The sequence below is a fragment of the Lacrimispora sanguinis genome (genome assembly GCF_044987295.1).
Classification (GTDB): domain Bacteria; phylum Bacillota; class Clostridia; order Lachnospirales; family Lachnospiraceae; genus Lacrimispora; species Lacrimispora celerecrescens_B.
Window position 1 is genome coordinate 52,699 of record NZ_CP173277.1, and the last position, 24,198, is coordinate 76,896.

20 protein-coding genes are annotated in these 24,198 nt (G+C 43.1%); 18 read left to right on the forward strand and 2 right to left on the reverse strand.

The genetic code is table 11. The features are described 5' to 3' along the window. Nucleotides 1-95: 95 nt before the first annotated feature. Together ACHZES_RS00255 and ACHZES_RS00260 are read right to left on the reverse strand one after the other, a co-directional pair. Nucleotides 96-749, reverse strand: coding sequence for a bifunctional 4-hydroxy-2-oxoglutarate aldolase/2-dehydro-3-deoxy-phosphogluconate aldolase (locus ACHZES_RS00255; RefSeq protein ID WP_395547365.1), 654 nt, complete (start codon nt 747-749; stop codon nt 96-98). Continuing rightward, entirely contained in the window at nt 733-1,758 is a 1,026-nt protein-coding gene (locus ACHZES_RS00260) for a 2-dehydro-3-deoxygalactonokinase (protein WP_395547364.1), read from the reverse strand. Before ACHZES_RS00260 ends, ACHZES_RS00255 begins: the two co-directional genes overlap by 17 nt. A 245-nt stretch (nt 1,759-2,003) precedes the next feature. Between ACHZES_RS00260 and ACHZES_RS00265 the strand changes: the two genes are divergently transcribed. The 18 genes from ACHZES_RS00265 to ACHZES_RS00350 all read left to right on the forward strand — a co-directional run bounded on the left by ACHZES_RS00265 (nt 2,004) and on the right by ACHZES_RS00350 (nt 24,196). Next, nucleotides 2,004-2,639 (forward strand): GntR family transcriptional regulator, encoded by a 636-nt coding sequence (locus tag ACHZES_RS00265; protein WP_395547363.1) that lies wholly within the window; start codon nt 2,004-2,006, stop codon nt 2,637-2,639. A gap of 83 nt (nt 2,640-2,722) precedes the next feature. Then, a complete protein-coding gene (locus ACHZES_RS00270) occupies nt 2,723-4,219 on the forward strand; it encodes a UxaA family hydrolase (RefSeq protein WP_395547362.1) in 1,497 nt (498 codons plus the stop codon). Nucleotides 4,220-4,237: 18 nt separating this feature from the next. Further along, a complete protein-coding gene (locus ACHZES_RS00275; protein WP_395547361.1) occupies nt 4,238-5,536 on the forward strand; it encodes a lactate racemase domain-containing protein in 1,299 nt (432 codons plus the stop codon). 52 nt (nt 5,537-5,588) lie between these two features. Continuing rightward, nucleotides 5,589-6,833 (forward strand): ABC transporter substrate-binding protein, encoded by a 1,245-nt coding sequence (locus ACHZES_RS00280; protein WP_395547360.1) that lies wholly within the window; start codon nt 5,589-5,591, stop codon nt 6,831-6,833. An 82-nt stretch (nt 6,834-6,915) separates the two neighbouring features. Then, a complete protein-coding gene (locus ACHZES_RS00285) occupies nt 6,916-7,788 on the forward strand; it encodes a branched-chain amino acid ABC transporter permease (RefSeq protein WP_395547359.1) in 873 nt (290 codons plus the stop codon). 12 nt (nt 7,789-7,800) lie between these two features. Then, entirely contained in the window at nt 7,801-8,787 is a 987-nt protein-coding gene (locus ACHZES_RS00290; RefSeq protein WP_395547358.1) for a branched-chain amino acid ABC transporter permease, read from the forward strand. After that, complete coding sequence (locus tag ACHZES_RS00295; protein WP_395547357.1) at nt 8,777-9,535, forward strand: ABC transporter ATP-binding protein; 759 nt, start codon at nt 8,777-8,779, stop codon at nt 9,533-9,535. Before ACHZES_RS00290 ends, ACHZES_RS00295 begins: the two co-directional genes overlap by 11 nt. Nucleotide 9,536: 1 nt before the next feature. After that, entirely contained in the window at nt 9,537-10,259 is a 723-nt protein-coding gene (locus ACHZES_RS00300) for an ABC transporter ATP-binding protein (protein WP_395547356.1), read from the forward strand. A 10-nt stretch (nt 10,260-10,269) separates the two neighbouring features. Continuing rightward, on the forward strand, nt 10,270-11,043 hold the full coding sequence (locus ACHZES_RS00305) for an SDR family NAD(P)-dependent oxidoreductase (RefSeq protein ID WP_395547355.1): 774 nt from the start codon (nt 10,270-10,272) through the stop codon (nt 11,041-11,043). 245 nt (nt 11,044-11,288) lie between these two features. Then, on the forward strand, nt 11,289-12,926 hold the full coding sequence (locus ACHZES_RS00310; protein ID WP_395547354.1) for a response regulator: 1,638 nt from the start codon (nt 11,289-11,291) through the stop codon (nt 12,924-12,926). Next, complete coding sequence (locus tag ACHZES_RS00315; RefSeq protein ID WP_242843111.1) at nt 12,898-14,790, forward strand: sensor histidine kinase; 1,893 nt, start codon at nt 12,898-12,900, stop codon at nt 14,788-14,790. The genes ACHZES_RS00310 and ACHZES_RS00315 overlap by 29 nt, the downstream gene beginning before the upstream one ends. A 145-nt stretch (nt 14,791-14,935) precedes the next feature. After that, nucleotides 14,936-15,859, forward strand: a complete 924-nt coding sequence (locus ACHZES_RS00320) for a carbohydrate ABC transporter permease (protein ID WP_038280686.1) — start codon at nt 14,936-14,938, stop codon at nt 15,857-15,859. 15 nt (nt 15,860-15,874) lie between these two features. Further along, nucleotides 15,875-16,708: a carbohydrate ABC transporter permease gene (locus ACHZES_RS00325; protein ID WP_395547353.1), complete on the forward strand. Its 834-nt coding sequence runs from the start codon at nt 15,875-15,877 to the stop codon at nt 16,706-16,708. A gap of 66 nt (nt 16,709-16,774) precedes the next feature. Next, nucleotides 16,775-18,940, forward strand: coding sequence for a 1,3-beta-galactosyl-N-acetylhexosamine phosphorylase (gene gnpA / locus ACHZES_RS00330; RefSeq protein ID WP_395547352.1), 2,166 nt, complete (start codon nt 16,775-16,777; stop codon nt 18,938-18,940). A gap of 92 nt (nt 18,941-19,032) precedes the next feature. Then, on the forward strand, nt 19,033-20,208 hold the full coding sequence (locus ACHZES_RS00335; protein WP_395547351.1) for a glycoside hydrolase family 88 protein: 1,176 nt from the start codon (nt 19,033-19,035) through the stop codon (nt 20,206-20,208). A 14-nt stretch (nt 20,209-20,222) separates the two neighbouring features. Beyond that, on the forward strand, nt 20,223-21,635 hold the full coding sequence (locus tag ACHZES_RS00340) for an alpha-L-fucosidase (RefSeq protein ID WP_395547350.1): 1,413 nt from the start codon (nt 20,223-20,225) through the stop codon (nt 21,633-21,635). A 129-nt stretch (nt 21,636-21,764) separates the two neighbouring features. Beyond that, the gene (locus ACHZES_RS00345; protein ID WP_038280694.1) at nt 21,765-23,147 is read left to right on the forward strand and encodes an ABC transporter substrate-binding protein; all 1,383 of its coding nucleotides are present in this window, start codon (nt 21,765-21,767) and stop codon (nt 23,145-23,147) included. 77 nt (nt 23,148-23,224) lie between these two features. Beyond that, entirely contained in the window at nt 23,225-24,196 is a 972-nt protein-coding gene (locus tag ACHZES_RS00350) for a PHP domain-containing protein (RefSeq protein ID WP_404820302.1), read from the forward strand. The last annotated feature ends 2 nt before the right edge of the window (nt 24,197-24,198 follow it).

Genomic DNA, 24,198 nt, shown 5'->3' on the forward strand with positions numbered 1-24,198 from the left:
AAGTTCGTTCATGAGAGTACTTGCTTTTGGATACCCTGACAGCAAATACGGAAAGCAATCCGTGTGTTGCTGTCAGGGTATTCTGCCCTATTCGATTAGTCAATTTCCCATGTCACTGCCTTAGTTATTTTCCTTGCTGTTTCAGTTATAATATTGAAATCTCCGGCCAGTATCGCCTTGGTGTCCACCAGGCTTCCGCCAATGCCCACACTGCATATGCCGGCCTTAAAAAACTCCCCAATGTTGTTCTCGTCAATGCCGCCTACTGCAGATATGGGGATGTGGGGAAGCGGGCTGCGGATTGCCTTTATATAAGCAGTGCCTAGCAGTCCGGCAGGAAATAGTTTGACAATATCAGCACCGGCTTGATGGGCGGTGACTGCTTCTGACGGAGTGAAAGCACCGGGGATGGATACCATTCCAAGCTCTTTGGTTTTCTGGATAACCTCCGTATCGACATTCGGAGAGATAATGTATTTTGCCCCGCATTCATACGCGAGCTGAACCTGATCAGGTGTCATTACCGTTCCGGCTCCAAGCAGGATCTCATTGGAAAGTTTTTCGTTCAGAAGGCGGATAGAATCAGCGGTTTCCCTGATTCCGTCTTCACCGGATTGATCAAAAGTAATCTCCATCATTTTGATTCCCCCGTTTATGAGGGCTTGAGCAGTATCTAATATGTATGTGCATGGTACTCCGCGTACGATTGCAATAATTTTACCTCTGTAAATCTCATTTAATGTACTCATATGAAAAATCCTTTCTTTTTTGTGCTACCAGCAGAGCCCCATGGCCTGCTATAGGTTTATTTTGCATCGGTGCAAAAGTATTGACATTTGAAAAGTAACCATCTTCCAGAAACAGTGTTTTGAGAGCCGTTCGAAGGGGGTCTTTTCCGGCGATCAGTACATGCATATCCTGATTCACGGTAAGGGCGTGGCTAGTTTTAATGGATGCTACATCATTTTGGAGTACAACTCCCAGCAGGTAGCTGGCACACTGATTCTGATTCTTTGTTAAAAACTGATTTGCAATCCGCACAAGGAATGCAGCACGGGCACAGCTGGTAGATTGTGCAGCATGGAATCCTGCCTTTAAGTACTCCGGATCACAGCACTGTTGTACAAACTGACCATTTACTGCATCTGCTACAATGCTGTATTTTGTTAACACAGAAAGCATTTCACCGGCTAAGCTGGTGAGACAGCCAGTCATATATCCCTGATGGTCAACGGTCACAAACTTTGTGTGAGATCCGGGTAAAACCAGAAGGCAGCCGTTTGTGTTGTCAATTTGGGATAGCAAAGCCAGGGCTTCTGTTTCTTCCCCCCTCATAATATCCATGGATTCAATGTTTTCCAATGTTATCATTTTAGCAGGTAGATTCTTCAATCCCGGAATAAAGTGAATGGGAAGAGGGCAGATGTCCGGGATGTAAACCGCCTGTACACCGGCAGCAAAATCTTCTATAGAAGCAGGGGCAATCAGGTGAGGGATCTCCACAAGTCCTACATTGGAAGTAATCATGCCGGAAGCATAGATGGCCTGGATTTGTGTAATGGTAATACCGGCATCCTGCAATAAAGCTAGAATTAAGCTTCGCACCCCTTGTTTCAGCCGTTCATTGTTTCCGTCAATGGCGGTATTACGTACACCGATATCATCTTTTGCGGTAGTTACCACCTGGCCTTGCCGGTTCCATAGAACTGCCCGGGTATTGGTGGTTCCGCCATCAATGGTGATTAAAAAGGAATTCATAATGGTTCTCCTAATCTGCGTAATAGAAGTTGCTTGTTTATAGATACACAACAGATATATCAGATGTATATGATTGTATTTTATCATAAGCAAAAAGAAAGTCAATTACTTCATAAACAGCAGTTTTAATAAAAATTTATAAAATAAATGTACATTATAACTAAAAATGCATCAAATTAACGAAATAACTTGAAAAGAAATTTCAGGCATGTTATATATTAGTTAAATATCACAGGAGAAATCACATGAACAGTAAAGCAGATGAAGCATACAATATCATTAAAAATAAAATAATTAATTTAGAACTTTATCCATTATCTGATCTGTCAGAGGAGGAGTTCCAAAAAGAACTGAATATCAGCAGAACTCCTGTCAGAGAGGCGATCCAGAAGCTGGCAAAGGAAGGATTTGTACGGATCTATTCGAGAAAGGCAACCATTGTATCCGACATCACTTTGGATCTGATTAATTCGGTTTATGAGGTCCGGCTTTTGAATGAACCGTATCTGGCAAAGTTGGCCTACCATCATGTAAGTGATAAACAAGTTCAAAGATTGAAGGAAGAATTCCTTCGGTTAATGGATGAATGTGAGAGCAGGGACAATCGGGAATATTATATTGCCTTGGATAAAGAATTGCATGATATGATGATCCAATACAGCAATAATCCATTTTTGCAGGATTTGTTTGGTGTGATCAATGATCACAACCAGAGAATCCGTATTCAGACATCAAGGAGAAATACATCTTATCATAAGTCTATAGAGGAGCATTTAAAGATTCTTGAAGCTTATGAAAAACGTGACGGAGAGGCCATAGAGAATTTGGTACGCGAGCACATTCAAAACGCAAAAAAAGAAGCCTTTGAGTTCTATGCTTAAGCATAGGTTTCTTGTTGCACTTGCTGATATATCAGATGTATATTATATATATATTATAAGGAGAAAGAAATGGAGAAGAACACATGAGAGACAATTTTATACAGATTAATCCTCAGGACAATGTAGCTGTTGCCCTATGTGACAATGAAAAAGGGACCGAGGTAATCATAGGCGGGGATGCCTTTATTCTGAAGGATGACATTCTATTTGGTCATAAAATCGCTTTAAAGGATTTTTCCTGGGATGAAGAGGTGATTAAATATGGAGAGTCCATTGGCCATATTACCAAACCAGCACAGAAAGGGGAATGGATCCACAGCCATAATCTGTCCACCAATCTGGAGGGGCTGCTGGATTACCGTTACATACCGTTAGAAGAACGCTCAGAGAAGCCAAAGGCGTGCCGAAATAGTTTTCATGGGTACCGGAGAGCCGATGGGAGTGTTGGCATCAGAAATGAGATCTGGATCATTCCTACCGTATCCTGTGTAAATACAACGGTGAATAAAATTGCCAAGGCAGCAGGAGAAAAGCTGCAGGGAATCTGCGACGGAGTTTATGCTTTTCCGCATAATGCTGGCTGTTCCCAGTTGGGTCATGATTTTGATACAACACAGAAGATTTTATCCAGTATCGTTCACCATCCCAATGCAGGCGGCGTACTGCTTGTCAGCCTTGGGTGCGAAAATAATGATTTGCAGCATTTTCTCCCGGTTTTGGGAGACTATGATCATCTGAGAATTAGGACCATGGTGACTCAGGATGTGGAAGGGGATGAGGTTTTAGAGGGTGTAAGGCTGGTTGAGGAAATTGCCCGGGTGGCAGCAGATGATAAGCGCTCGGAAGTTTCTGCAAGTGAGCTGAAAATAGGATTTAAGTGCGGAGGTTCTGATGCGTTTTCCGGAGTTACGGCCAATCCTCTCTGCGGCAGGATTGCAGACCGTGTGGTTGAACTGGGGGGAAGCGGAATACTGACAGAAGTTCCGGAAATGTTTGGTGCAGAATCGCTGCTCATGAATCGCGCGGACTCTGATGAAACTTTCCAAAAAGTGGTAGATCTTATTAATAGCTTTAAGCAGTATTATATAGATTATAATCAACCTATTTATGAAAACCCGTCACCGGGAAATAAAAGGGGAGGTATCACCACACTAGAGGAGAAATCCCTAGGATGCATACAAAAGGGAGGTAAGGCGAGAGTTACAGACACGCTGCAATATGGTCAGTTCTGTAAGAAACCGGGAATCAACCTGATGATCGGGCCTGGAAATGACAGTGTATCAATCACCAATCTTTTGGCTTCCGGTGCACAGATCCTGTTGTTCACCACAGGAAGAGGAAATCCGCTTGCAACAGCAATTCCGACCATAAAGGTGGCATCCAATGACCGGCTTTATAGCCGTAAGCAAAACTGGATTGATTTCAATGCAGGTATGATACTGGAAGGGAAGACACTGGGAGAGGCGGCAGATGAGCTTTGGGAGCTGGTATTGGATATTTGTTCAGGTAAAAAGCAGACAAAGAATGAAATCAGCAATTACCGCGAAATTATGATTTTTAAAAATGGTGTATTGCTATAGAAGGAAAGGAGTAGGGGTATGGCACTTGAAACTGTTGCAGAAGGAAATGTAGTATCACGTCTTGCGTCAGCCGTTATGCTGCCCAGGATGGCAAAGGTCAGACAATTGCTGGACCACAGCCACATTGAGGAAGAAAAGATTCCACAGGTCGTCCATCAGGAGCTAAACCGTGAGGAGATGCGAAACCGGATCCGGCCGGGAATGCGGTTGGCAATCACATGCGGAAGCCGGGGCGTAGCCAATATCGCAAGGATCACAAAAGCAATTGTAGACTTTGTCAAAGAATGCGGAGGTGAGCCGTTTGTCTTTCCTTCTATGGGAAGCCACGGAGGAGCCACAGCCCAGGGACAGGTTGAAATTCTCACTGGCTATGGGGTGACCGAGGATTTCCTCGGATGTCCGATTCGTGCAACCATGGAAGTGGTAGAAATAGGGAAGACACCGGAGGGAATGCCGGTTTACGTCGACCGATACGCTTATGAGGCAGATGGGATTATTCTCTGTGGGCGGGTAAAAGCACACACAGCATTCCGGGGGCCTTTTGAAAGTGGAATCATGAAAATGGCAGTAATTGGAATGGGCAAGCAAAAAGGCGCGGAAACCGTACACCAGAACGGATTTTATGAGCTGGGAAGGATGCTTCCTGTCATCGGAAAGGTGATTCTTGATCATGTTAATGTAATCGGCGCTGTAGGACTTGTAGAAAATGCATTCGATCAGACATGTATCATAAAAGGTATGTTGAGGGAAGAAATTTACGAAGAAGAACCCAAGCTTCTGACACTTTCAAAGCAACGGTTGGGCTGCATTTATTTTGACAATATTGACGTACTTGTAGTAGACCGAATTGGGAAAGATATCAGCGGAGATGGAATGGACCCCAATATTACCGGGAGATTTGCGGTACCATACATAGAGGGAGAAAAGAAGATCCAGCACATTGCAGTATTAGATTTGACAGAGGAAACTCACGGCAACTGCAATGGCATTGGACTGGCGGATGTGACGACCAAGCGTCTGGTGGATAAAATCGATGTGGATTGTACGTATCCCAATGTATGTACATCAACGGTGCTGTGCACACCAAAGATTCCGCTTTTTACCCATACGGATCAGGCATGCATCCAGATTGCTCTTAAAACTTGTAATTACATAGACAGGGAGCATACAAGAATTGTCCGGATCAAAGATACGATGAATTTGGAAGAAATATATATATCCGAATCGATGGTGGAAGAGGCGGTGGAAATGGAACACATTGAATTTATAGAAGGACCGGGAGAATGGGGATTTAATAAGAGTGGAAACCTCTGGTAAAGAGGATAACATAATAAAAACAATATAATAAAAACCGTAAGGGGGAACTATCATGAAGAAAAATTTAAAGAAACTTACAGCATTGATGATGAGTGCGGCTATGATCCTGTCTATAACAGGTTGTCAGAATGCATCCAGCAATACAACATCTGGCCAGACGAAAAATGGCAGCAGCACAGCGACAGGCGGCGAATATATTATCGGCTGTCCACAGCCTCTGACCGGAACCAATGCACAGCCGGGGGAATGTGCACTGAATGCAACAAAGTTAGCAGCAAAGCAGATCAATGCCGAAGGAGGGATCCTGGGAAAGCAGATCAAGATTGTATCATATGATGACCAGGGGTCTCCGGAGGAATCGGTTAAGGTGGCATCGAAGCTTGTGCAGGTTGACAAATGTGATGCAGTTATCGGCTCCTGTATCTCCAGCTGTGTATTGTCCTCAGGTCCGGTTTACAATGAAGCAGGGATTCCTGTATTCGGTACCGGAACAAGCCCGACCTGGATGAAGCAGGGGTGGGACTCCGTATTCCGTGCCTGCCAGAATAATGATTTTGCACTTCCAAGTGTGGTGAAGAAGCTGCAGGAACTAGGAGTGAAAAAAGTTGCTATCTTTGCAGGACAAGATGATGCTGCAGTTGCGGGTGTGAAAACAATGACGGGTCTTTGCAAGGAAGCAGGAATCGAAATAACTACATCAGAAAGTTATGTGGAAGGAAATACGGACTTTTCTGGACAGGTGGCGAAAATGATTAACTCTGGCGCAGAAGTGATGTTTATTTCTACTTTTGGTCCGACTCAGCCAATGATCGCAAAGCAACTTCGCCAGTTTGGTTTTAATGGTCTCTGCTTTACAAAAGATTTATATCAGGTAGACGCACTGCAGGTAGCAGGAGCAGCGTCCAACGGCATGGCATTTGCGTATCCCTACCTGACCTATACCAATATTGAAGATTGTAACGATCCATTTATTAAAGATTTCTTAAAGGCATATCAAGATGAGTATGGAACACTGCCCGTATCTGACTGCGCTTATCGCGCATACGACTCTATGCTCGTTCTTAAAGAAGCTGTAAAGGCTGCCGGAACGACTGACAAAGCCGCAGTTGTAAAGGCTGTAGGAACCCTAAAAGATGTTAAGACAATGGCAGGTATGCAGGACTTTACCCTAGGAGATGGAGAAGGTCTTCATGAATGCAATATCTTTGTCATTGACAATGAAACCTATATGACCTTCGACGAATGGGAAGGCACCGAAGGATATAAGGCCATTATGTCCGGAATTGGGAAACAGTAAAAAAGGAATCATAATGGAAGAGGATTGAATCATCCTCTTCCCTGATTAAAAATATAGGATCAATGAAAGGAGAACATAACCTATGTTGTTGCAGGTTCTTGTTTCGGGCTTTGTTATTGGCTGTGTATATGGTCTCATTGCTCTGGGATATAGTTTGATCTACAAAGCGTCCGGCTTGATGAATTTTGCTCAGGGTGATGTTTTGACATTAGGGGCATTTCTGGGATACACTTTTTATACCTTGTTTGGTCTGCCATATTATGTGGCATTGATACTTACTGTTCTGACTGCTTTTGTTTTTGGATTATTCATGGAGAAATTTATAATACGGAAATTAATCAGCAAACATGTACTTGCTATTTATATTGTACTAGCTACAATCGCGGTTTCTTATATTCTTCAAAATAGCATTCAGGCAGTTTGGAGCACGAAAATGTTAAATTATCCCCAGGTATTTCCATTCCCTTCGATTTCGGTTTTGGGAGTTTCTGTACAGTGTGAGTCTGTTTTCTGTATTATCGTGTCATTCCTCTGCATGGGGGGGCTTCAGATATTTATGAAATATACCCGATTCGGAACCGCCATGAGAGCATCTGCCATGGATGCGAAAGCAGCGCAGGCATGCGGAATCAATACTTCTTTAAGTACGGGGATTACATGGGCAATAGCTGCGGGTATGGCGGCTCTTGCAGGCATTTTGCTGGGACCTATTTATGGAGTATTTATTATGCTTGGCAGCACCATTGGGCGGAAGGGCTTTGCCGGTGCCATTATGGGAGGGTACGGAAACATTTATGGTGCGATTGTAGGTGGTGTTCTGCTGGGGCTTATAGAAACGCTAACAGCCAGTTACTTATCTTCTACATATAAAGACATGATTGCCTATGCCATGCTGTTAATCTTCCTTTTTGTGAAACCTACAGGGATTTTTAACGAACAGGCAATTACAGAATAGGAGGAAGAGCAAATGAAATCATTTAAAATCAAGTTATCTCCTTCAAAACTTGCAGCTGTAGTGCTGCTGGTACTTCTTCCGGGCATATTCATGGCGGTAGGTTTTGCTTATGGGATTCTTGTGTCCTGTTTCGCATTTCTTTATATTATCGCCGTATCCGGTCTTGATATTGACTTTGGATACTGCGGACAGATTTCTATGGGGCATGCGGCATTTTTTGCCATCGGTGCCTATGGCTCGGTTATGCTGAATAAATATTTCCATCTGCCCATTCTTCTGACCATGGTAATTGCATCAGTGCTGGCTACTGCCATAGGAGCGATTATTGCTTATCCGGCATCAAAACTGGTGTTCCATTTCCTGTCTTTAGCAACTATTGCTTTTGGAGAAGTCGTGTATACGTTTCTTCTGAATTCTCCCGGAGGCATTACCGGAAATGCAGTAGGTATGTTCACGGAAAGTGTAAATGTATTTGGATTTAAGCTTGATTCTTATACAAAATTTTATTATTTTGGATTAGTATGTATGGGGATATTTCTGCTGGCTAAGTTCCTGATTGTAAACTCCAAAGTAGGACGGGCCTGGATTGCCATCCGTGAAAATCCCCATGCTGCCAACGGAATGGGGATTAATGTTACCAAGTATAAAGTCATTGCATTTGCGGTCAGTGCTTTTTACACTGGTTTTGCTGGGGCTATGTATGCACATCTTGTCAGATACATCGGGCCGGATACTTTTACTCAGAAACAATCGGTTATGTTTGTTACGATGATGCTGTTTGGTGGAACCGGCTCACTCCTGGGACCAATATTTGGAGCTGTATTTGTGCTGTTAATTACGGAAGGATTAAGAATGTTTGAGCAATACCAGATGTTAATGTATGGCATTTTGCTGCTCCTGGTTGTGGTTGCTCTTCCTGGCGGTGTCTATGGAAAAGCCAAAAAGCTGTTGGGAAGATTTACTTCAGAAGGTAAAGGAGGTAAGGCTCATGCTTCTTGAAATTGATAATCTGTGCCTGAGCTTTGGTGGTTTGAAAGCTACCAATGATGTAACCATGCATATGGAAGCCGGAAAGATTAATGGGATTATAGGTCCCAATGGAGCTGGAAAGACTACATTTTTTAATCTCATCAGCGGAGTATATAAACCGGACAGCGGAAGCATTACCTTTGACGGAAAGAGAATCGATGGTATGAAACCGTTTGAGATCAACCAGGCAGGAATTGCCCGCACCTATCAGGTCATCAACTTGTTTAAGAACATGTCTGTGGTGGATAACGTTATCGTTGGCATGCATCCCAGACTGAATGCTAATTTCTTTGAGAGCTTGATACATAGTAGGAAAGAACAGGAAGAGGAGGTAAAGGCTAGGGAAAAAGCATTTGAATGGCTGGAGTTTGTAGGTCTGAAGGAGCATGCAATGGAAGCTGCAGGTTCGCTTTCTTATGGGAAGCAGAGGCTTTTAGAAATTGTCCGTGGACTTGCAAGCGACCCTAAGCTGATTTTATTGGATGAGCCGGCGGCCGGCATGAACTCCAGAGAAAAGGAAGAGTTAAACTCTTATTTGAGAAAAATTCTGACAAAGGGAGTAACGATTCTCATTGTAGAACATGATATGAAGCTGATGATGGACATTACAGACAGGCTGTTTGTGTTAAATTACGGTCAAAAGCTTGCAGAAGGATCTCCAGGAGAAATACAGAAAAATCCGGAAGTAATTGCGGCTTATCTGGGAGGTGACGATTAACATGGGAAAACTGTTAGAAATAAAAAATTTTCATTATTATTATGGAAATATCCAGGTGGTAAAAGGGATAGATCTATATGTTGAAGAAGGGGAAATCGTCACCCTGATCGGAGCAAATGGAGCAGGAAAGACGACCACCATGCAGAGTATTTCGGGACTGACACCGGCACCTGGAGTCCGGGGAGAGATTTTATTTAATGGCAGGAATATTCAGAAGCTTTCTGGATTTGAGATTACAAAACGCGGACTTTGCCAGGTGCTGGAAGGACGTCACATTTTTTCACAGCTGACGGTTTTGGAGAATCTTGAGACAGGTGCTTATCTGCGCAGGGATAAGAAAAATATCCGACAGGATATCAATAGTATGTATAAGCTGTTTCCCCGACTGGAGGAACGGAAGAGCCAGCTGGGAGGAACTCTTTCCGGCGGGGAGCAGCAGATGTTAGCTATTGCCAGGGCCATGCTTGGCAGTCCGAAAATGCTGCTGCTGGATGAACCTTCTTTGGGATTGGCACCCTTGATCATTAAAGAGATTTTTGAGGCGATTGTGGCGATTCGTGAGCAAGGGACCACAATCTTATTTGTGGAACAGAACTCGAAAATTGCTCTGAATACTGCAGACAGAGGATATGTGATGCAGACAGGTGAGATGATCTTAAATGACAGCTGCGACAATCTGCTGCAGAATGAAGAGGTACGTAAAGCGTATATGGGAGCGGATTGAAAGGAGGCCTATGTTTTTTGACTTTAATAATAAGACGGTATTAGTCACAGGGGCAGGTGCTGGTATAGGTGCTGCGGTGGCAGATGCATTTTATCAAGCAGGAGCACAGGTTATATTGAATTCGGTGTCCGGTTCAGCGAAAACGGTAGTTGAAGAAATTCTTGCAAAAAGCAGTATCACAGATAGGAAAAATGCTGTTTTTATTCAGGCGGATGTCAGCAGCCCACGACAGGTAAAGTCTATGGTTGAACAGACCTCAGAAATCTTTGGGGGCATTGATGTAGTGGTAAATTGTGCCGGGATTGTAACCAGCGGCAATGTGGAAGAGACAGAGGTGGAGGTCTGGAACCAGACAATGGCTGTCAATGCCACAGGTATATTCCTGGTATGCAAATATGCACTTCCTTACCTGCACCAGTCGAAGGGTGTGATTGTCAACGTGTCGTCTCTAGTTGCAGTGAAGGGGATCGCAAACCGAGCTGCATACAGCGCATCAAAGGGTGCGGTTTTATCTTTATCCAAAGCCATGGCGGCAGATTATATCGGTGATGGAATACGTGTGAATTGTGTGTGTCCGGGTACTGTATTGTCACCCTCTCTGGAAGCCAGAATTGCAGCTGAGCCGGACCCGGAGGATACTTATAAACATTATGTCTCCAGACAGGCCATGGGGAGACTTGGAATGCCGGAGGAAATCGCGGCAGCGGTTTTGTTTGCTGCATCTTCGGAGGTGGGATTTATGAATGGCACGAATATTATGGTGGATGGAGCGGCATCCCTGTGAAAGAATAGGATGTATCTTTGGATAAATGAATAGAAAGAACATGAATAAAAGTGCGATTCCCTGACTGAAGTGGAACCGCACTTTATTTGTATCAGTATGAAATAGTACATTTATCTCCGCTTATGACTATTTGAACAATGCAAGTACAATGATCACGTAAATCACCCAAATGTGCAGGTAAATAGAAAAGAAGCTTGAGAAAATAACGTAGTTTGTTATATAATATGGCGGGATGGAGGTATGACATGTATAAATTACTGGTTGTGGAAGATGAAAAGGCGATTGCATATGGAATCGCAAACAGCATTGAATGGGAAAAATGGGGATTTGTGATCAGCGGCGTCTGCGGCAATGGAATAGAAGCGCTGGAACAAATAGAAAAAGATAAGCCTCATGTAGTACTTTCCGATATCCGGATGCCGGAAATGGATGGGATGGAGCTGATGCAGCACTTAAATCAGCGTTACCCGGAAATTAAGATCATTATCTTAAGCGGATACAATGATTTTGAATATTTGCAGATGTCCATTAAAAACCGGGTCATGGAATACTTACTGAAGCCCACGGACCTTGATGAATTTGAAGTGACCTTCCGGAAAATAAAAGAACGTCTTGATGAGGAAGGAAAAAAGAAATTAGAAGAAAAAGAATTAAAGTCAGCCTATGAAGAAAGCAAAAATTTAAAGTTAAGAAGGAAATACAATGCTTTGATCAAAGGGTATGGCTATCATGAAGAAGAGATGGAAGAAGAATTCTTCCGACAGGGAGAAAACTGGTATGGTGTAATCCTGATCCATCCGGATGTGCCAAATACGGAAGATAAGAACGCATTCTATCAAGATCAGATAAAGATAGAGAAGATCTTAAATGAAAAGATATTAAATGAGGGGATTGCTGGAACCTATATCTGGAATTTTGAGGAGAAGATAACCGGGATCTTAAGTGCCGGAGAGGAACCTAAGGAAGAGGAACTCTATACTTATGTGAGGAACTTGGCAGAAGTGGTCTTAAAGGAGAGCGGCATTCCCATATATGCCGGTATCAGCAACTTTTATACGGATTTTCAGATGCTTCCCCAGTGCTATGAACAGGCCAAATGCTGTGCCAGCCAAAAGATCTACAATGAGGAAAAGAATCTGGTCATGACCTATAAGGAAATCCAGGAAGCAGATTTTGATTACTATGCGATTTCCTTTGATACGGGCCTGATTTTAAAGGAAATCATGGAGCAGGAGGAAAATAAGGCAGAGGACATTTTGAATGGGATTTATTCAGAATTCAAGGGAAAAGTGATTCGGGATTATGATTATATTAACCGTCTAAGCCTTGAGATGCTGTTTAACCTATCCCGGGCCTTACTGCGTTATGGCGTTCGTATAGAAAAGGTGATGAAAAAGCTGGATTGCACCTATACGGATATCTATCCCTTAAAAAGTCTCCAGGAGAAAAAGGAATTTGTATCCCGGATCCTTCGGGAGGTTTCCAGGGAAATGGCCGGCATGAAGGGAGAGTGGAAGAGCCAGAGCAGCCTTGCCCAAAAGATCAGGGATATCGTGGATGAGGAGTATGATTCCAATCAGATATCCTTAGAATACGTGGGGGCAAAGGTGCATAAAAACTCTGCTTACATTTCTAAAATATTTAAAAATGAATTTGGTTGCAATTTCAGCGATTATATCATTACAAAGAGGCTGGAAAAAAGCAAGAAGCTTCTTGCCGATCCAGGGAGGAAAATCTATGAAATTTCCGAGGAAATGGGCTGGGCAGACGTATCCAACTACATTAAACTGTTTAAGAAAAAGTATGGGATAAGTCCGAAAGAATACCGGAACATTCTCCAGCCGGAGGGAGGAAATGCAGAGAAAAATCATGAAGATGAATAAGGGAAAGGGGCAGGCAAAGAAACGGAATATCGGTTTAAAGCGCAGGATGCTCTATGGCATTCTCCAGGTGCTGATTCCGGTTGTGGTTATTATCACAATACTGTTCTGGCATACGCGCAAGGTAATGAAACAGGAGTATATGCGAACGACTCAGAGCCGGGTCACGGATATTACCAATAAGATTGATGCAAAGATTCAGGACATTTACAGTGTTTCCGACAATTTTGCGGCCAATGACCAGTTGAATAAATATATTGAAAAAGAATATTCTCCCACGGAGCCGATGTATAAGAAGCTTGACATTGTGAGGATTTACACCAACATATTCGGCGCTTATGATATGTTGAACCAGCGGGCAAGGATCAGCGCCATGTACACATACAAGGGAGAGTTATTTAATTTTCTGGACCCTAATAATGATACAGAGGAAGTGATCAAGAAGCTTCAGGCTATGAACATTGAGGATCCTGATCTTCTGATGAAATTCCGCTGGTATCCCCTTCAGGACAATTTCCTCCTCAGTGATCAGCCGGGGGAGGTCAGGGATAGAAAGGCTGTTATGGGCATCCGAAGGATCTATTCCTGGGAAAAAGGAAGATATGAATGTGTGCAGGTATTTGCCATAAAAGAGCGGGAAGTCTATGAGCAATACAAGGAACTAGCAGAATCCATACCAGGTGATATCTATGTAATCACAGGAGACGGCAGACTGATTTCCTCCAGCAATGAAAAGGCCGTGGAGGCAGGAACCATATCTGAGAAACTGAAAAATGAATTACTGGAACAGACAGGTGATTTAAAAGATGGGTGGGCTGCTTTGGGAAATCAAATGATCCAGGTAAAGACTTCCGATGTAAATGACTGGAAGATCGTTATGGTGGTTCCTGTAAAAGCTGTCACAAAGGAAGTGGATGTGCTGTACTACAGGATTTTCCTGGTTATGGTGGCATGTGTGGGCTTTTGTGCCATGATGATCTTATATTTATACAAGAGCTTTATGGATCCCATCGGAAAGCTTAACATCTCTATGAAAGAGGTGTATGGCGGAAATTTAAACGCCTATGTTGACGTGAAACAGAAAAATGAAGTGGGAGACATGATCCGCTATTACAATTCCATGCTGGAACGGATCAATACCAATATTATTGAAAAACTGCAGTCTGACCGGAAGAAAAAGGAGCTGGAGCTGGAAGTGCTCATGAGCCAGATCAATCCCCATTTTCTCTATAACACCCTGGAGAATATCGTATGGATGTCCACTGAGGCGGGAAGGCCGGACATTGGGCGTACGGCAGCTTCTCTTGGCCGGATGTACCGCTTATCCATAAACGGAGGGCAGGTGATCGTCCCAATGGAGCATGAGATCGAGCATCTTATGGCCTATGTAAAGATTCAGAAAAACCGCTATAAGGATGAATTTGAATTCGACCTTCGGACGGACATGCGGCAGATCCATGAACTGTTTTCCCTGAAAATAATATTGCAGCCGGTGGTGGAAAATTCCTTCCTGTACGGAATGACAGGCCTAAAGCATCCCATGATCATCCACCTTACGGTCAAAGAAAAAGGCCAATGGGTTATGATAAAAGTTATGGATAATGGCCGTGGAATGGACCGGGAGAAATTAGGGGAAATACGGGATCAGATCCGTTTTGGAAGAACAGGAAAAGAAGAGGAAGAGCAAAACCGGCGCAGCAGCGGAATCGGTCTTCACAGCGTAGAATCACGGATCAAGCTGTATTTTGGGGTGGACCGGGCTGTTTCCATCTACAGCAAAAAGGATGTAGGAACCCTCACCGTCATACGGATCCCAAGAATTACCGTTGAGGATATTGATGAGCATGGCAATTTAAAGGAAAAATAAATAAAACAAGGTAAAAAGCGAAAATAACCAACAAATACAAAAATCGCCCTATGTTTATTAGGAAAAAATCCGTTAGAATAGAAGTAGGAGAAAGGTTATATCCCATAAGACTTTCTCCTTAAAATAAAAAGCGAGAGGCAGGCCTATGAACAAGGAAAAAAAACCAATATCCAAAACGAAAGAAAAGACATCAATAGCCCAGAAAAAAGAAGACAGGTATGGGTGGTTGTTTATTTCTCCCTACCTGATTTTTTTCACTGTTTTTACCGGCATTCCTTTTGTTATTGCAATTGTGATGTCGTTCTTAAACGTGAAATATATTACCAGGTTGGATAACCTTAAATTTGTGGGGTTACAAAATTTCATAAAAATATTCACTAACAAGGAGATCTTAAATTCCCTGTTAAGAACCTTTCAATACTCCCTGGTTTATGTACCGGTCATTATGATTCTTGGGTTTGTGCTGGCATTTATGTTAAACAACGGGATCTATATGAAGAAAGCAATGCGTTCCTTGGTATTTATGCCTTATGTATCCAACATGGTGGCTGTAGCCGTAATTTTTAAGGTTTTGCTTGGGAATAACAGTCCCATGATCATTGCGTTAAGAAATATGGGATTTAACCCACCCCTTCTTTTACAGAGCTTAAAGCTGGCGCTTCCTACAGTTGCCATGATCTCCGTATGGAAGAGTGTGGGCCTTAATATGGTGGTTTATCTTGGTGCTTTGCAGGAGGTGCCCTCTGAGCTCTTAGAAGCGGCACAAATCGACGGAGCAACAAAATGGCAGAGGGTTCGCAACATTATCATTCCGATGATTTCTCCTACCACCTTTTTCCTCTTAATTAGCTCCATTATTGGATCCTTCCAGAACTTTACCTGCATACAGGCCCTTACCGAGGGAGGTCCGGGACAGGCGACCACGGTTATGGCCGTAAACATTGTCCGAACTGCATTTACGAAATATGAGACCAGTCTGGCAAGCGCAATGGCTTTTGTCATGTTTGTGATTGTTATGATCGTAACTCTTATTCAGTGGCGCGGACAGAAAAAATGGGTTAATTATTAAGGGAGGAAATATTCAATGAAAAGCAAAAAGAAAAGTATAAAGATAGCACTTACAGTTTTTATCCTGTTAATCGGGCTGGCATCAAATTTTCCGTTTCTGTTCATGATTTCCTCTTCCTTTAAGGTCAGCGGAGAGGTCATGAAGTTTCCATGGCATTTGATTCCGGATAACCCCACCATGATGAACTTTAAAGCATTGTTTATAAACGGCATTTATAACTTCCAGAAATGGTATTTTAATACGGTGGTCATGACGGCTCTTACCATTGCAATCAAGATATTCTTCGTAAGCTTTACGGCATATGGATTTGCAAGAATTAAATTCAGGGGAAAAGACGCAATCTTTCTCGTACTCTTATCAGCTATGATGATCCCCGGCGACATCATGATCATACCAAGATACATGATCTTTAAAAATCTACATATTCTGGATAGCATGTGGGCACTGATCCTGCCAAGCTGTGTGGATGTGTATTTTGTATTCCTTCTGCGCCAGTCCTTTATTTCGATTCCGGATTCCATCAGTGAAGCGGCAAAAATTGACGGCTGCAGCCATTTAAAAATTTATTGGAAAATTATTTTCCCATTGGCAAAACCGGCCATTGCGACCATGGCTCTGTTTTCCTTTACCTGGTCCTGGAATGACTATATGGGACCGTATCTGTACATTTCAACTATGGATAAGCAGATGCTGTCCGTTGGAGTGAAGCTGTTTTCCTCCGGACTGATCCAGGATTACGGAGCTCAGATGGCAGCAGCAACAGTAGTTCTATTACCGATTTTGGTTGCCTTCCTGTTCTGCCAGAAATTTTTCATCGAAGGCGTTGCTTCCTCCGGTGTAAAGGGATAATAAGAATATTGGTTGCGAAAAAACAACCTGAAAATTAAAAAGGAATGAAAAGAAAGGGGATATAAGATGGAAAAAAAACTTACCGGAAGAGTGACTGTTCCCACTGATGTGGATATGATTCAGGAGACAAAAGAGATTGCAAAACGATGGGGAGCCGACGCTTTGCGGGATTGTGACGGGACAAATATGCCGGATGAGCTTAAGAAGATGCCCGTAAAGATCTACTCCACCTATTACACCACCAGAAAGGACAACGAATGGGCAAATGCGAACCCGGATGAAGTCCAGCAGGTATATTTGATGACGGAATTTTATACGGCTATGGAGGAGGGAGAGCTTCGCATCCCAATAATGAAGCATCTGTATAAAGATCAGTTAAAGCCCAACACCCTTCATGACATCAAACGCTGGTGGGAGGTCGTAGACCGTACAACAGGTGAGCCCTTAGCTGCCAATGCATGGGGATATGATGAAAATACCCGGGAAGTTATGATTTTCAATCCGGAGCGGTATCACGATTATACGGTAAGTTTCCTGGCGTTTATCATCTGGGATCCTGTTCATATGTATAATTTCATTACCAATGACTGGCAGGATGTGGAGCATCAGATCACCTTTGACGTGCGCCAGCCAAAGACCCAGAGCCACGTGATCGATAAATTAACCCGCTGGATGGAGGAAAATCCGGACAGCAATGTGGTGCGTTTTACAACGTTTTTCCATCAGTTCACCCTTGTATTTAATGAATATGCAAAAGAAAAATTCGTTGACTGGTTTGGCTACAGTGCCAGTGTCAGCCCTTATATTTTAGAGCAGTTTGAAAAAGAAGTGGGTTACCCCTTCCGTCCGGAATATATCATTGACCAGGGATATCATAACAATACCAACCGGGTGCCTTCTAAGGAATTCCGCGATTTCCAGGAGTTCCAGCAGAGAGAGGTATCAAAGCTCATGAAGGTTCTTGTGGATATCTGCCACGATCACGGCAAGGAAGCCATGATGTTTTTGGGAGATCACTGGATCGGAACAGAACCATTTGGAGAGTATTTTAAAAACGTAGGAGTGGATGCAGTTGTTGGAAGTGTGGGTAACGGCACCACCCTTCGCCTGATTTCCGATATTCCGGGAGTAAACTATACAGAAGGACGCTTTTTACCTTATTTCTTCCCTGATGTATTCTGTGAAGGCGGAGATCCGATCAAGGAGGCAAAGGTAAACTGGGTGACAGCAAGGCGGGCCATCTTAAGGAAACCGGTGGATCGGATCGGATATGGCGGTTACTTAAAGCTGGCATTGGAATTCCCTGATTTTATCCAGTACATTGAAGAAGTATGCGATGAGTTCCGTCTTCTTTATGAAAATGTGGGAGGACAAAGCCCATACTGCCACTTTAAAGTAGGAGTGCTGAATTCCTGGGGAAAGATCCGTTCCTGGGGAACTCATATGGTAGCTCATGCCATTGATTATAAGCAGACTTATTCTTATGCCGGAGTGCTGGAAGCCTTAAGCGGAATGCCATTTGACGTAGAATTCATAAGTTTTGAGGATGTGATCGCAGATCCGGATGTGTTAAAGAAATGCAAGGTAGTCATCAATGTTGGCGATGCCTATACAGCTCCAAGCGGCGGGGCCTACTGGACCAATCCGAAAGTCAGCAGCGCTGTAAAAGCTTTTGTAGCCCAGGGCGGCGGATTGATCGGAGTGGGAGAGCCTACTGCCTGTGAATATCAGGGCCGGTATTTTACCCTGGCAAATGTGCTGGGCGTAAATAAAGAAGTGGGCTTTTCTATGTCAACAGATAAATATAACTGGGAAGAACACAGCCATTTTATTACAGAGGAATCCCCTGAAACCATTGATTTTGGGGAAGGGATGAAGAACATCTATGCACTTTCCGAAGCGGAGATCTTAAAAAAGGACGGGGAAGATGTGCAGATGGCTGTCAACAGCTTCGGAGACGGAAGAAGCGTATATATCAGCGGAATCCCTTATTCTTTTGAGAATTCCAGAATGCTTTACCGGGCGATCTTCTGGGCCGCAGGCATGGAGCAGGAGATGAAGAAATGGTATAGCAGCAACTACAATGTAGAAGTCAATTATTATCCGGCTACAGGAAAATATTGTATTGTTAACAACACGTATGAGCCTCAGGAAACCGTGATTTATGATGGAAAAGGCCAGGCCCGCTCCATGCAGTTAAAGGCAAATGATATTTTGTGGTTTTCATTTTAACCTCATCAAGCAGCGAAGCGGATTGCAAGTATCCGATTGACATCCGAATGAATCAAGCGGATATGCAAGATTAGAAAGGGCCCGTTATTATTATGCAGACAAAGGAAACACTTGAAACATATGAGGCGATCACCATAGAGGAAGCGCACCATGCGCTGGATCATGTGGTTGCCCGGATTAGAAATAACATTTCGAAATTTCATGACAGTTTCCCGGGGGCAAGCAGTATAAACCAGATATATCCTGCCACAGAAAACAATGACTGGACCAATGGATTTTGGACCGGACAGCTGTGGCTTGCATATGAACAGACAAAGGAGGCGGCTTTTAAGGAAGCCGCCCTTTATAAAGTCCCAAGCTTCCGGGAACGATTGATCGAAAGAATTGTGGTAGACCATCATGATATGGGATTTTTATATACCCCCTCTTGTGTGGCTGCTTATAAACTTACCGGTGACAATCTGGCAAGGGAAACTGCTCTGATGGCAGCTGATAACCTGATGGGACGGTTTCAGGATAAGGGAGAATTCTTTCAGGCCTGGGGAAAGCTGGGGGATCCGAAAGAATACCGGTTAATTATTGACTGTCTATTAAATATGCCCCTGTTATTTTGGGCGTCAGAGGAAACAAAGGATTCAAAATACAGGGAAACTGCACTTCGCCATATTCGGACCAGCATGAACTATGTAGTCCGCGAAGATTCTTCTACATACCACACCTACTATTTTGATCCGGAGACAGGAAATCCGGTCCGGGGAGTAACGGCTCAAGGATATCGAGACGGTTCCATATGGGCCAGAGGCCAGGCATGGGGTATCTATGGCTCGGCAATCGCTTATAAATATTGTCCTGATCCAATGTACATAGATAGCTTTCGTAAGATTACCGCATGCTTTCTGGAGCATTTACCAAAGGATCTGGTACCTTACTGGGATTTTGACTTTACCGATGGCAGTACGGAACCAAGAGATTCATCTTCCGCAGCAATCGCAGCCTGCGGAATGCTTGAAATGGCAAAATATTTAGAACCGAATGAAGCAAAGGAACTGCTGCAAAACGCAAAACGTTTAATAAAGGCACTGACAAAGCACTGTTTGTACCATTCCGGTGAAGATACCAACGGAATTCTGCTTCATTCCACCTATGCCAAATGTTCTCCATACAACACGGTAAAGGATAGCGGCGTTGATGAATGTACCCTATGGGGGGATTATTTTTATACAGAAGCACTTGTTCGGATCATAGGACAGTGGAAGGTCTACTGGTAGGAAAGAGAGTATAAATGAAACAATTAGATGAAAGACTTATAAACATTGTTCCGTCTGAGCGGCAGGTCATGCTGCAGAAAACAGAATTTTATGCATTCTTTCATTTTACGGTAAATACGTTTACCGGAACTGAATGGGGATATGGAACAGAATCACCGGAAATATTTAATCCTGATCAAATGGATGCGGAACAATGGATTCAAGCGATTAAGGCGGCAGGAATGAAAGGCGCAATCCTTACCTGTAAGCATCATGACGGATTTTGCTTATGGCCCAGTAAATACACAAACCATTCAGTGAAGTACAGTCCTTATGGAAATGGGAATGGAGACATTGTTAAAGAAGTATCAGATGCTTGTAAAAAGGCCGGTTTAAAATTTGGTATTTACCTTTCCCCATGGGATCGGAATCAGGAAACCTATGGACAGGGACAGGCATATGATGATTATTTCGTGGCACAGCTTACGGAACTGCTTACCGGATATGGAGATATTTTTAGTGTATGGTTTGATGGTGCCTGCGGAGAAGGTTCGAATGGCAAAAAACAGGTCTATGACTGGCAGCGATATTATGATACCGTAAGAAACCATATGCCGGATGCCTGCATATCCGTAAGCGGACCCGATGTCCGATGGTGCGGCAATGAAGCAGGTGACACCCGCCCCAGTGAATGGAGTGTTGTACCGGCAGATTTATCGGTTGCAGAGCGGATAGCGGCTTTAAGCCAACATGCGGATGATCCGTCTTTCCGGCAGAGAGTCATAAGCAGTATGGAAGAGGATTTAGGAAGCAGGGAACGTTTGGCACAAGAACAGCACCTAATCTGGTATCCGGCAGAAGTGGATGTATCCATAAGGCTAGGCTGGTTTTATCATCCGCAAGAGGATAATAAAGTCCGGTCTCTGGAAAACTTAATGGATATTTATGAAAAATCCGTTGGAGGAAATACAACACTTCTTTTAAATATTCCACCGATGCCAAACGGCCTTCTTCATGAGGAAGATGTAAAAAGGCTGCAGGAGCTAGGCAGGGAAATACAAAAAAGATATGGAAAAAACCTGACAGAAGGAGCTGAAATTCTGGTCAAAGGACAAAATGATTGGAATGCTGTGAGAAGCGTATATCAGGATGATTATGAAACCTGCTGCCATGGAAATGGTCCAAAGGCAGAATTTAAGATTTCCTGGAAGACTCCCCAAAAGATTTCGGCAGTTATCTTAAAAGAGAACATATTAAAAAGCCAGAGAATCGAGGCTTTTGAAATTTTATCATTGAGGAATGGAAGTCCTGTAAGCATTTATAAAGGAACTACCGTCGGATATAAAAAAATTGCCCGTTTTCCTCAGATAGAATCGGATATACTGATTATACAAATTTTAGATTCCAGGATTGAACCCGTCCTTTCGTTTATTGGTATATATGAATAAAAAAATCGGTTTTCTTTTGAAAATACCGATAGAATGATAAAAATAACATATAAAGTTAAAATACAACCTATATAAACCAGATAAAATGTTAGCTATAATAGGGTTATAAACAAAAGGAGGGTAACAGATATGAAATTAAGAAGTTCATTAAGACGTGGCGTTGCTTTCAGCCTGGCTGCAACGATGGTTTTAAGTGCTGCCGGATGTGGAAAGTCCGATAATACGAAGGCTAGTGCCGACAGTAATACCGCAGCAGATACCACTCAGAAAACAGACAGCGACAAGCCATTCGATGGTGTTACAGTAAAATGGGCACTGACAGATAATGCTGCAACTGGCGCTGAAACAAAAGAAATGGTAGACTTAATTAAAGAAAAAACAGGTATTAATGTAGAGTTTTTCATTACCCCTACATCAAAAGCAGGAGAAATGGACAAAGTACTTGTCAGCTTAATGGCTGGTGAAGGAATTGACATTGTAAACAGAACTCCGCTTCAATTAGAGGAATTCTACAAAGCTGCTGTTTTAGAGCCAATGGATGAGTTTGCAAAAACAGATAATTATGATATGGACACGGTATATGGCGGTCAAACGGTAAAATTTGATGATCAGACCTATGCAATTCCAGCAGAAAAAGATATCTGGCTTACTTATTATAACAAGAAAATTTTTGATGAAGCAAACGTTCCTTATCCTACCGCAGAAGGCTGGACATGGGAAAAATATGTAGAGACAGCTCAAAAGCTTAACAATCCTGATAAAAATGTCTGGGGCTCCTTTATGAGCGATGACGTTGCATGCAACTATTTACAGGCGAACCAGAAGGGCGTATCCCCTTATAAGGCAGATGGAACTGCCAACTTCGATGATCCGGCTTATGCAGATGCAATGAAGTGGTTCTATAGCCTTGGCAACGAATTAAAGATTCAGCCAAACTGCCTGGATCTGGCTTCCGGTACATATCCATATAACTCCTTTATGGTAAACGGAAACATCGGTATGTACGTATACGGCGGCTGGGTAGCAAGTGCATTATCTGATAAAGAAAAATATCCGAGAGACTGGGAACTTGGAATTCTTCCGATGCCTTATCCGGAAGGCTCCGAACCATCTTCTCTGACAATTACAAACTGCTATGCGATTCCTAAGACCTCTAAGAACAAAGCTGCAGCATTTGAAGCAATCAAAACAATTTGCGAAAACAAATATACCTTAGGTTATGGACGTGTTCCAGCTAAGATCTTAACAGAGGACGAAGCAAAAACCTATATTGAAAGCAGCCTGCTTCCTAAATTTAAAGATGACAGCTTAACAGTAGAAGATTTTATGGCAGGTTGGTTTGACAACAGCAGATTGTATTTAAATGAAAAGATCATGGGTACGGCTGATACAACCATCGGACAGATCTACACCGAAGAGGGCCAGTTATACGGACAGGGACAAAAGTCACTGGAAGATACCATGAAATCCATTCAGGAAAGAGCGAACGAAGCGATAAAAGAAGCAGAGTAATCATAAGAAAGTGCTGCCAAATTTTTTGGCAGTGCTTTCTTTCAAATATAGGAAGAATGGCAGGAAAGGGAAGTGTTATGGAAGAACGGATTTATCTTCTCCCCAAGGAGGGGAATTTTTATAAAGCGAATATGCACTGCCATACAACGGTTTCCGATGGAAAGCTGACACCCGAGCAGGTGAAAGAGGAGTATCAGAAAAAGGGATACCAGATCGTAGCCTATACGGATCACGGGAAATATTGCCCTCATCCGGAACTAAATTCAAAGGATTTTCTGGCACTGGCAGGCTTTGGAACCCATAGAAAGGAAGAAGGAACGTTTCATTTTAATTTCTATGACGGCAGTCCGGATGAGAGGAAGGAAGAGAAGGCAGAAGTTTGCAGTCCGGAGGCCTTAAATGATGGCACTTCTGGCATCAATGCTTACATAAAGAAGATGAAACAGCTGGGCTTTCTGGCAACTGCCTGCCATCCATACCGGTCCATGCAGAATTATAACGATTATACAGGACTTTTAGGACTGTTTGCCATGGAAATTTATCATTACCGCAGCGACCTTGAAGGGTTGAACGGTTATAATCCCCAGGCCTACGATGAGATGCTGCGCTGCCATAAGGAAATTTACTGCCTGGCGTCAGATGGCAATAAGAATGACTATCCTATGGAAGATCCGTTCAGTGATTCTTTTGGGGGTTTTATAAAGATCAAGGCAAGGGAGCTTACTTATCCAGCAGTGATGCAGGCCCTAAAAAAAGGTGATTTCTACAGCTCCATGGGTCCTGATATTCATTCCCTCTATATCGAAGGCAAGGACCTGGTTGTAAAGACCAGCCCTGTAGAGAAGATTTATATGAAAATGGAAGGCAAAAACTGCCGCATGAAAATTGCGCCGCAAGGGGAATTATTGGAGGAGGCAAGGTTTCCTTTAACGGGGAGGGAAGGCTACATCCGTGTAGTCTGCCGCAGTGAAAACGGACTGTATGCTAACACGAATGCATATTTTCTGAAGGATCTGCCTTTAAAATCTATTACAGAGCAGGAGACATAAGT

Coding starts and splice junctions, on each gene's coding strand:
- ACHZES_RS00255 (WP_395547365.1), bottom strand. CDS start 749: ATGAGTACATTAAATGAGATTTACAGAGGTAAAATTATTGCAATCGTA.
- ACHZES_RS00260 (WP_395547364.1), bottom strand. CDS start 1,758: ATGAATTCCTTTTTAATCACCATTGATGGCGGAACCACCAATACCCGG.
- ACHZES_RS00265 (WP_395547363.1), top strand. CDS start 2,004: ATGAACAGTAAAGCAGATGAAGCATACAATATCATTAAAAATAAAATA.
- ACHZES_RS00270 (WP_395547362.1), top strand. CDS start 2,723: ATGAGAGACAATTTTATACAGATTAATCCTCAGGACAATGTAGCTGTT.
- ACHZES_RS00275 (WP_395547361.1), top strand. CDS start 4,238: ATGGCACTTGAAACTGTTGCAGAAGGAAATGTAGTATCACGTCTTGCG.
- ACHZES_RS00280 (WP_395547360.1), top strand. CDS start 5,589: ATGAAGAAAAATTTAAAGAAACTTACAGCATTGATGATGAGTGCGGCT.
- ACHZES_RS00285 (WP_395547359.1), top strand. CDS start 6,916: ATGTTGTTGCAGGTTCTTGTTTCGGGCTTTGTTATTGGCTGTGTATAT.
- ACHZES_RS00290 (WP_395547358.1), top strand. CDS start 7,801: ATGAAATCATTTAAAATCAAGTTATCTCCTTCAAAACTTGCAGCTGTA.
- ACHZES_RS00295 (WP_395547357.1), top strand. CDS start 8,777: ATGCTTCTTGAAATTGATAATCTGTGCCTGAGCTTTGGTGGTTTGAAA.
- ACHZES_RS00300 (WP_395547356.1), top strand. CDS start 9,537: ATGGGAAAACTGTTAGAAATAAAAAATTTTCATTATTATTATGGAAAT.
- ACHZES_RS00305 (WP_395547355.1), top strand. CDS start 10,270: ATGTTTTTTGACTTTAATAATAAGACGGTATTAGTCACAGGGGCAGGT.
- ACHZES_RS00310 (WP_395547354.1), top strand. CDS start 11,289: ATGTATAAATTACTGGTTGTGGAAGATGAAAAGGCGATTGCATATGGA.
- ACHZES_RS00315 (WP_242843111.1), top strand. CDS start 12,898: ATGCAGAGAAAAATCATGAAGATGAATAAGGGAAAGGGGCAGGCAAAG.
- ACHZES_RS00320 (WP_038280686.1), top strand. CDS start 14,936: ATGAACAAGGAAAAAAAACCAATATCCAAAACGAAAGAAAAGACATCA.
- ACHZES_RS00325 (WP_395547353.1), top strand. CDS start 15,875: ATGAAAAGCAAAAAGAAAAGTATAAAGATAGCACTTACAGTTTTTATC.
- gnpA (WP_395547352.1), top strand. CDS start 16,775: ATGGAAAAAAAACTTACCGGAAGAGTGACTGTTCCCACTGATGTGGAT.
- ACHZES_RS00335 (WP_395547351.1), top strand. CDS start 19,033: ATGCAGACAAAGGAAACACTTGAAACATATGAGGCGATCACCATAGAG.
- ACHZES_RS00340 (WP_395547350.1), top strand. CDS start 20,223: ATGAAACAATTAGATGAAAGACTTATAAACATTGTTCCGTCTGAGCGG.
- ACHZES_RS00345 (WP_038280694.1), top strand. CDS start 21,765: ATGAAATTAAGAAGTTCATTAAGACGTGGCGTTGCTTTCAGCCTGGCT.
- ACHZES_RS00350 (WP_404820302.1), top strand. CDS start 23,225: ATGGAAGAACGGATTTATCTTCTCCCCAAGGAGGGGAATTTTTATAAA.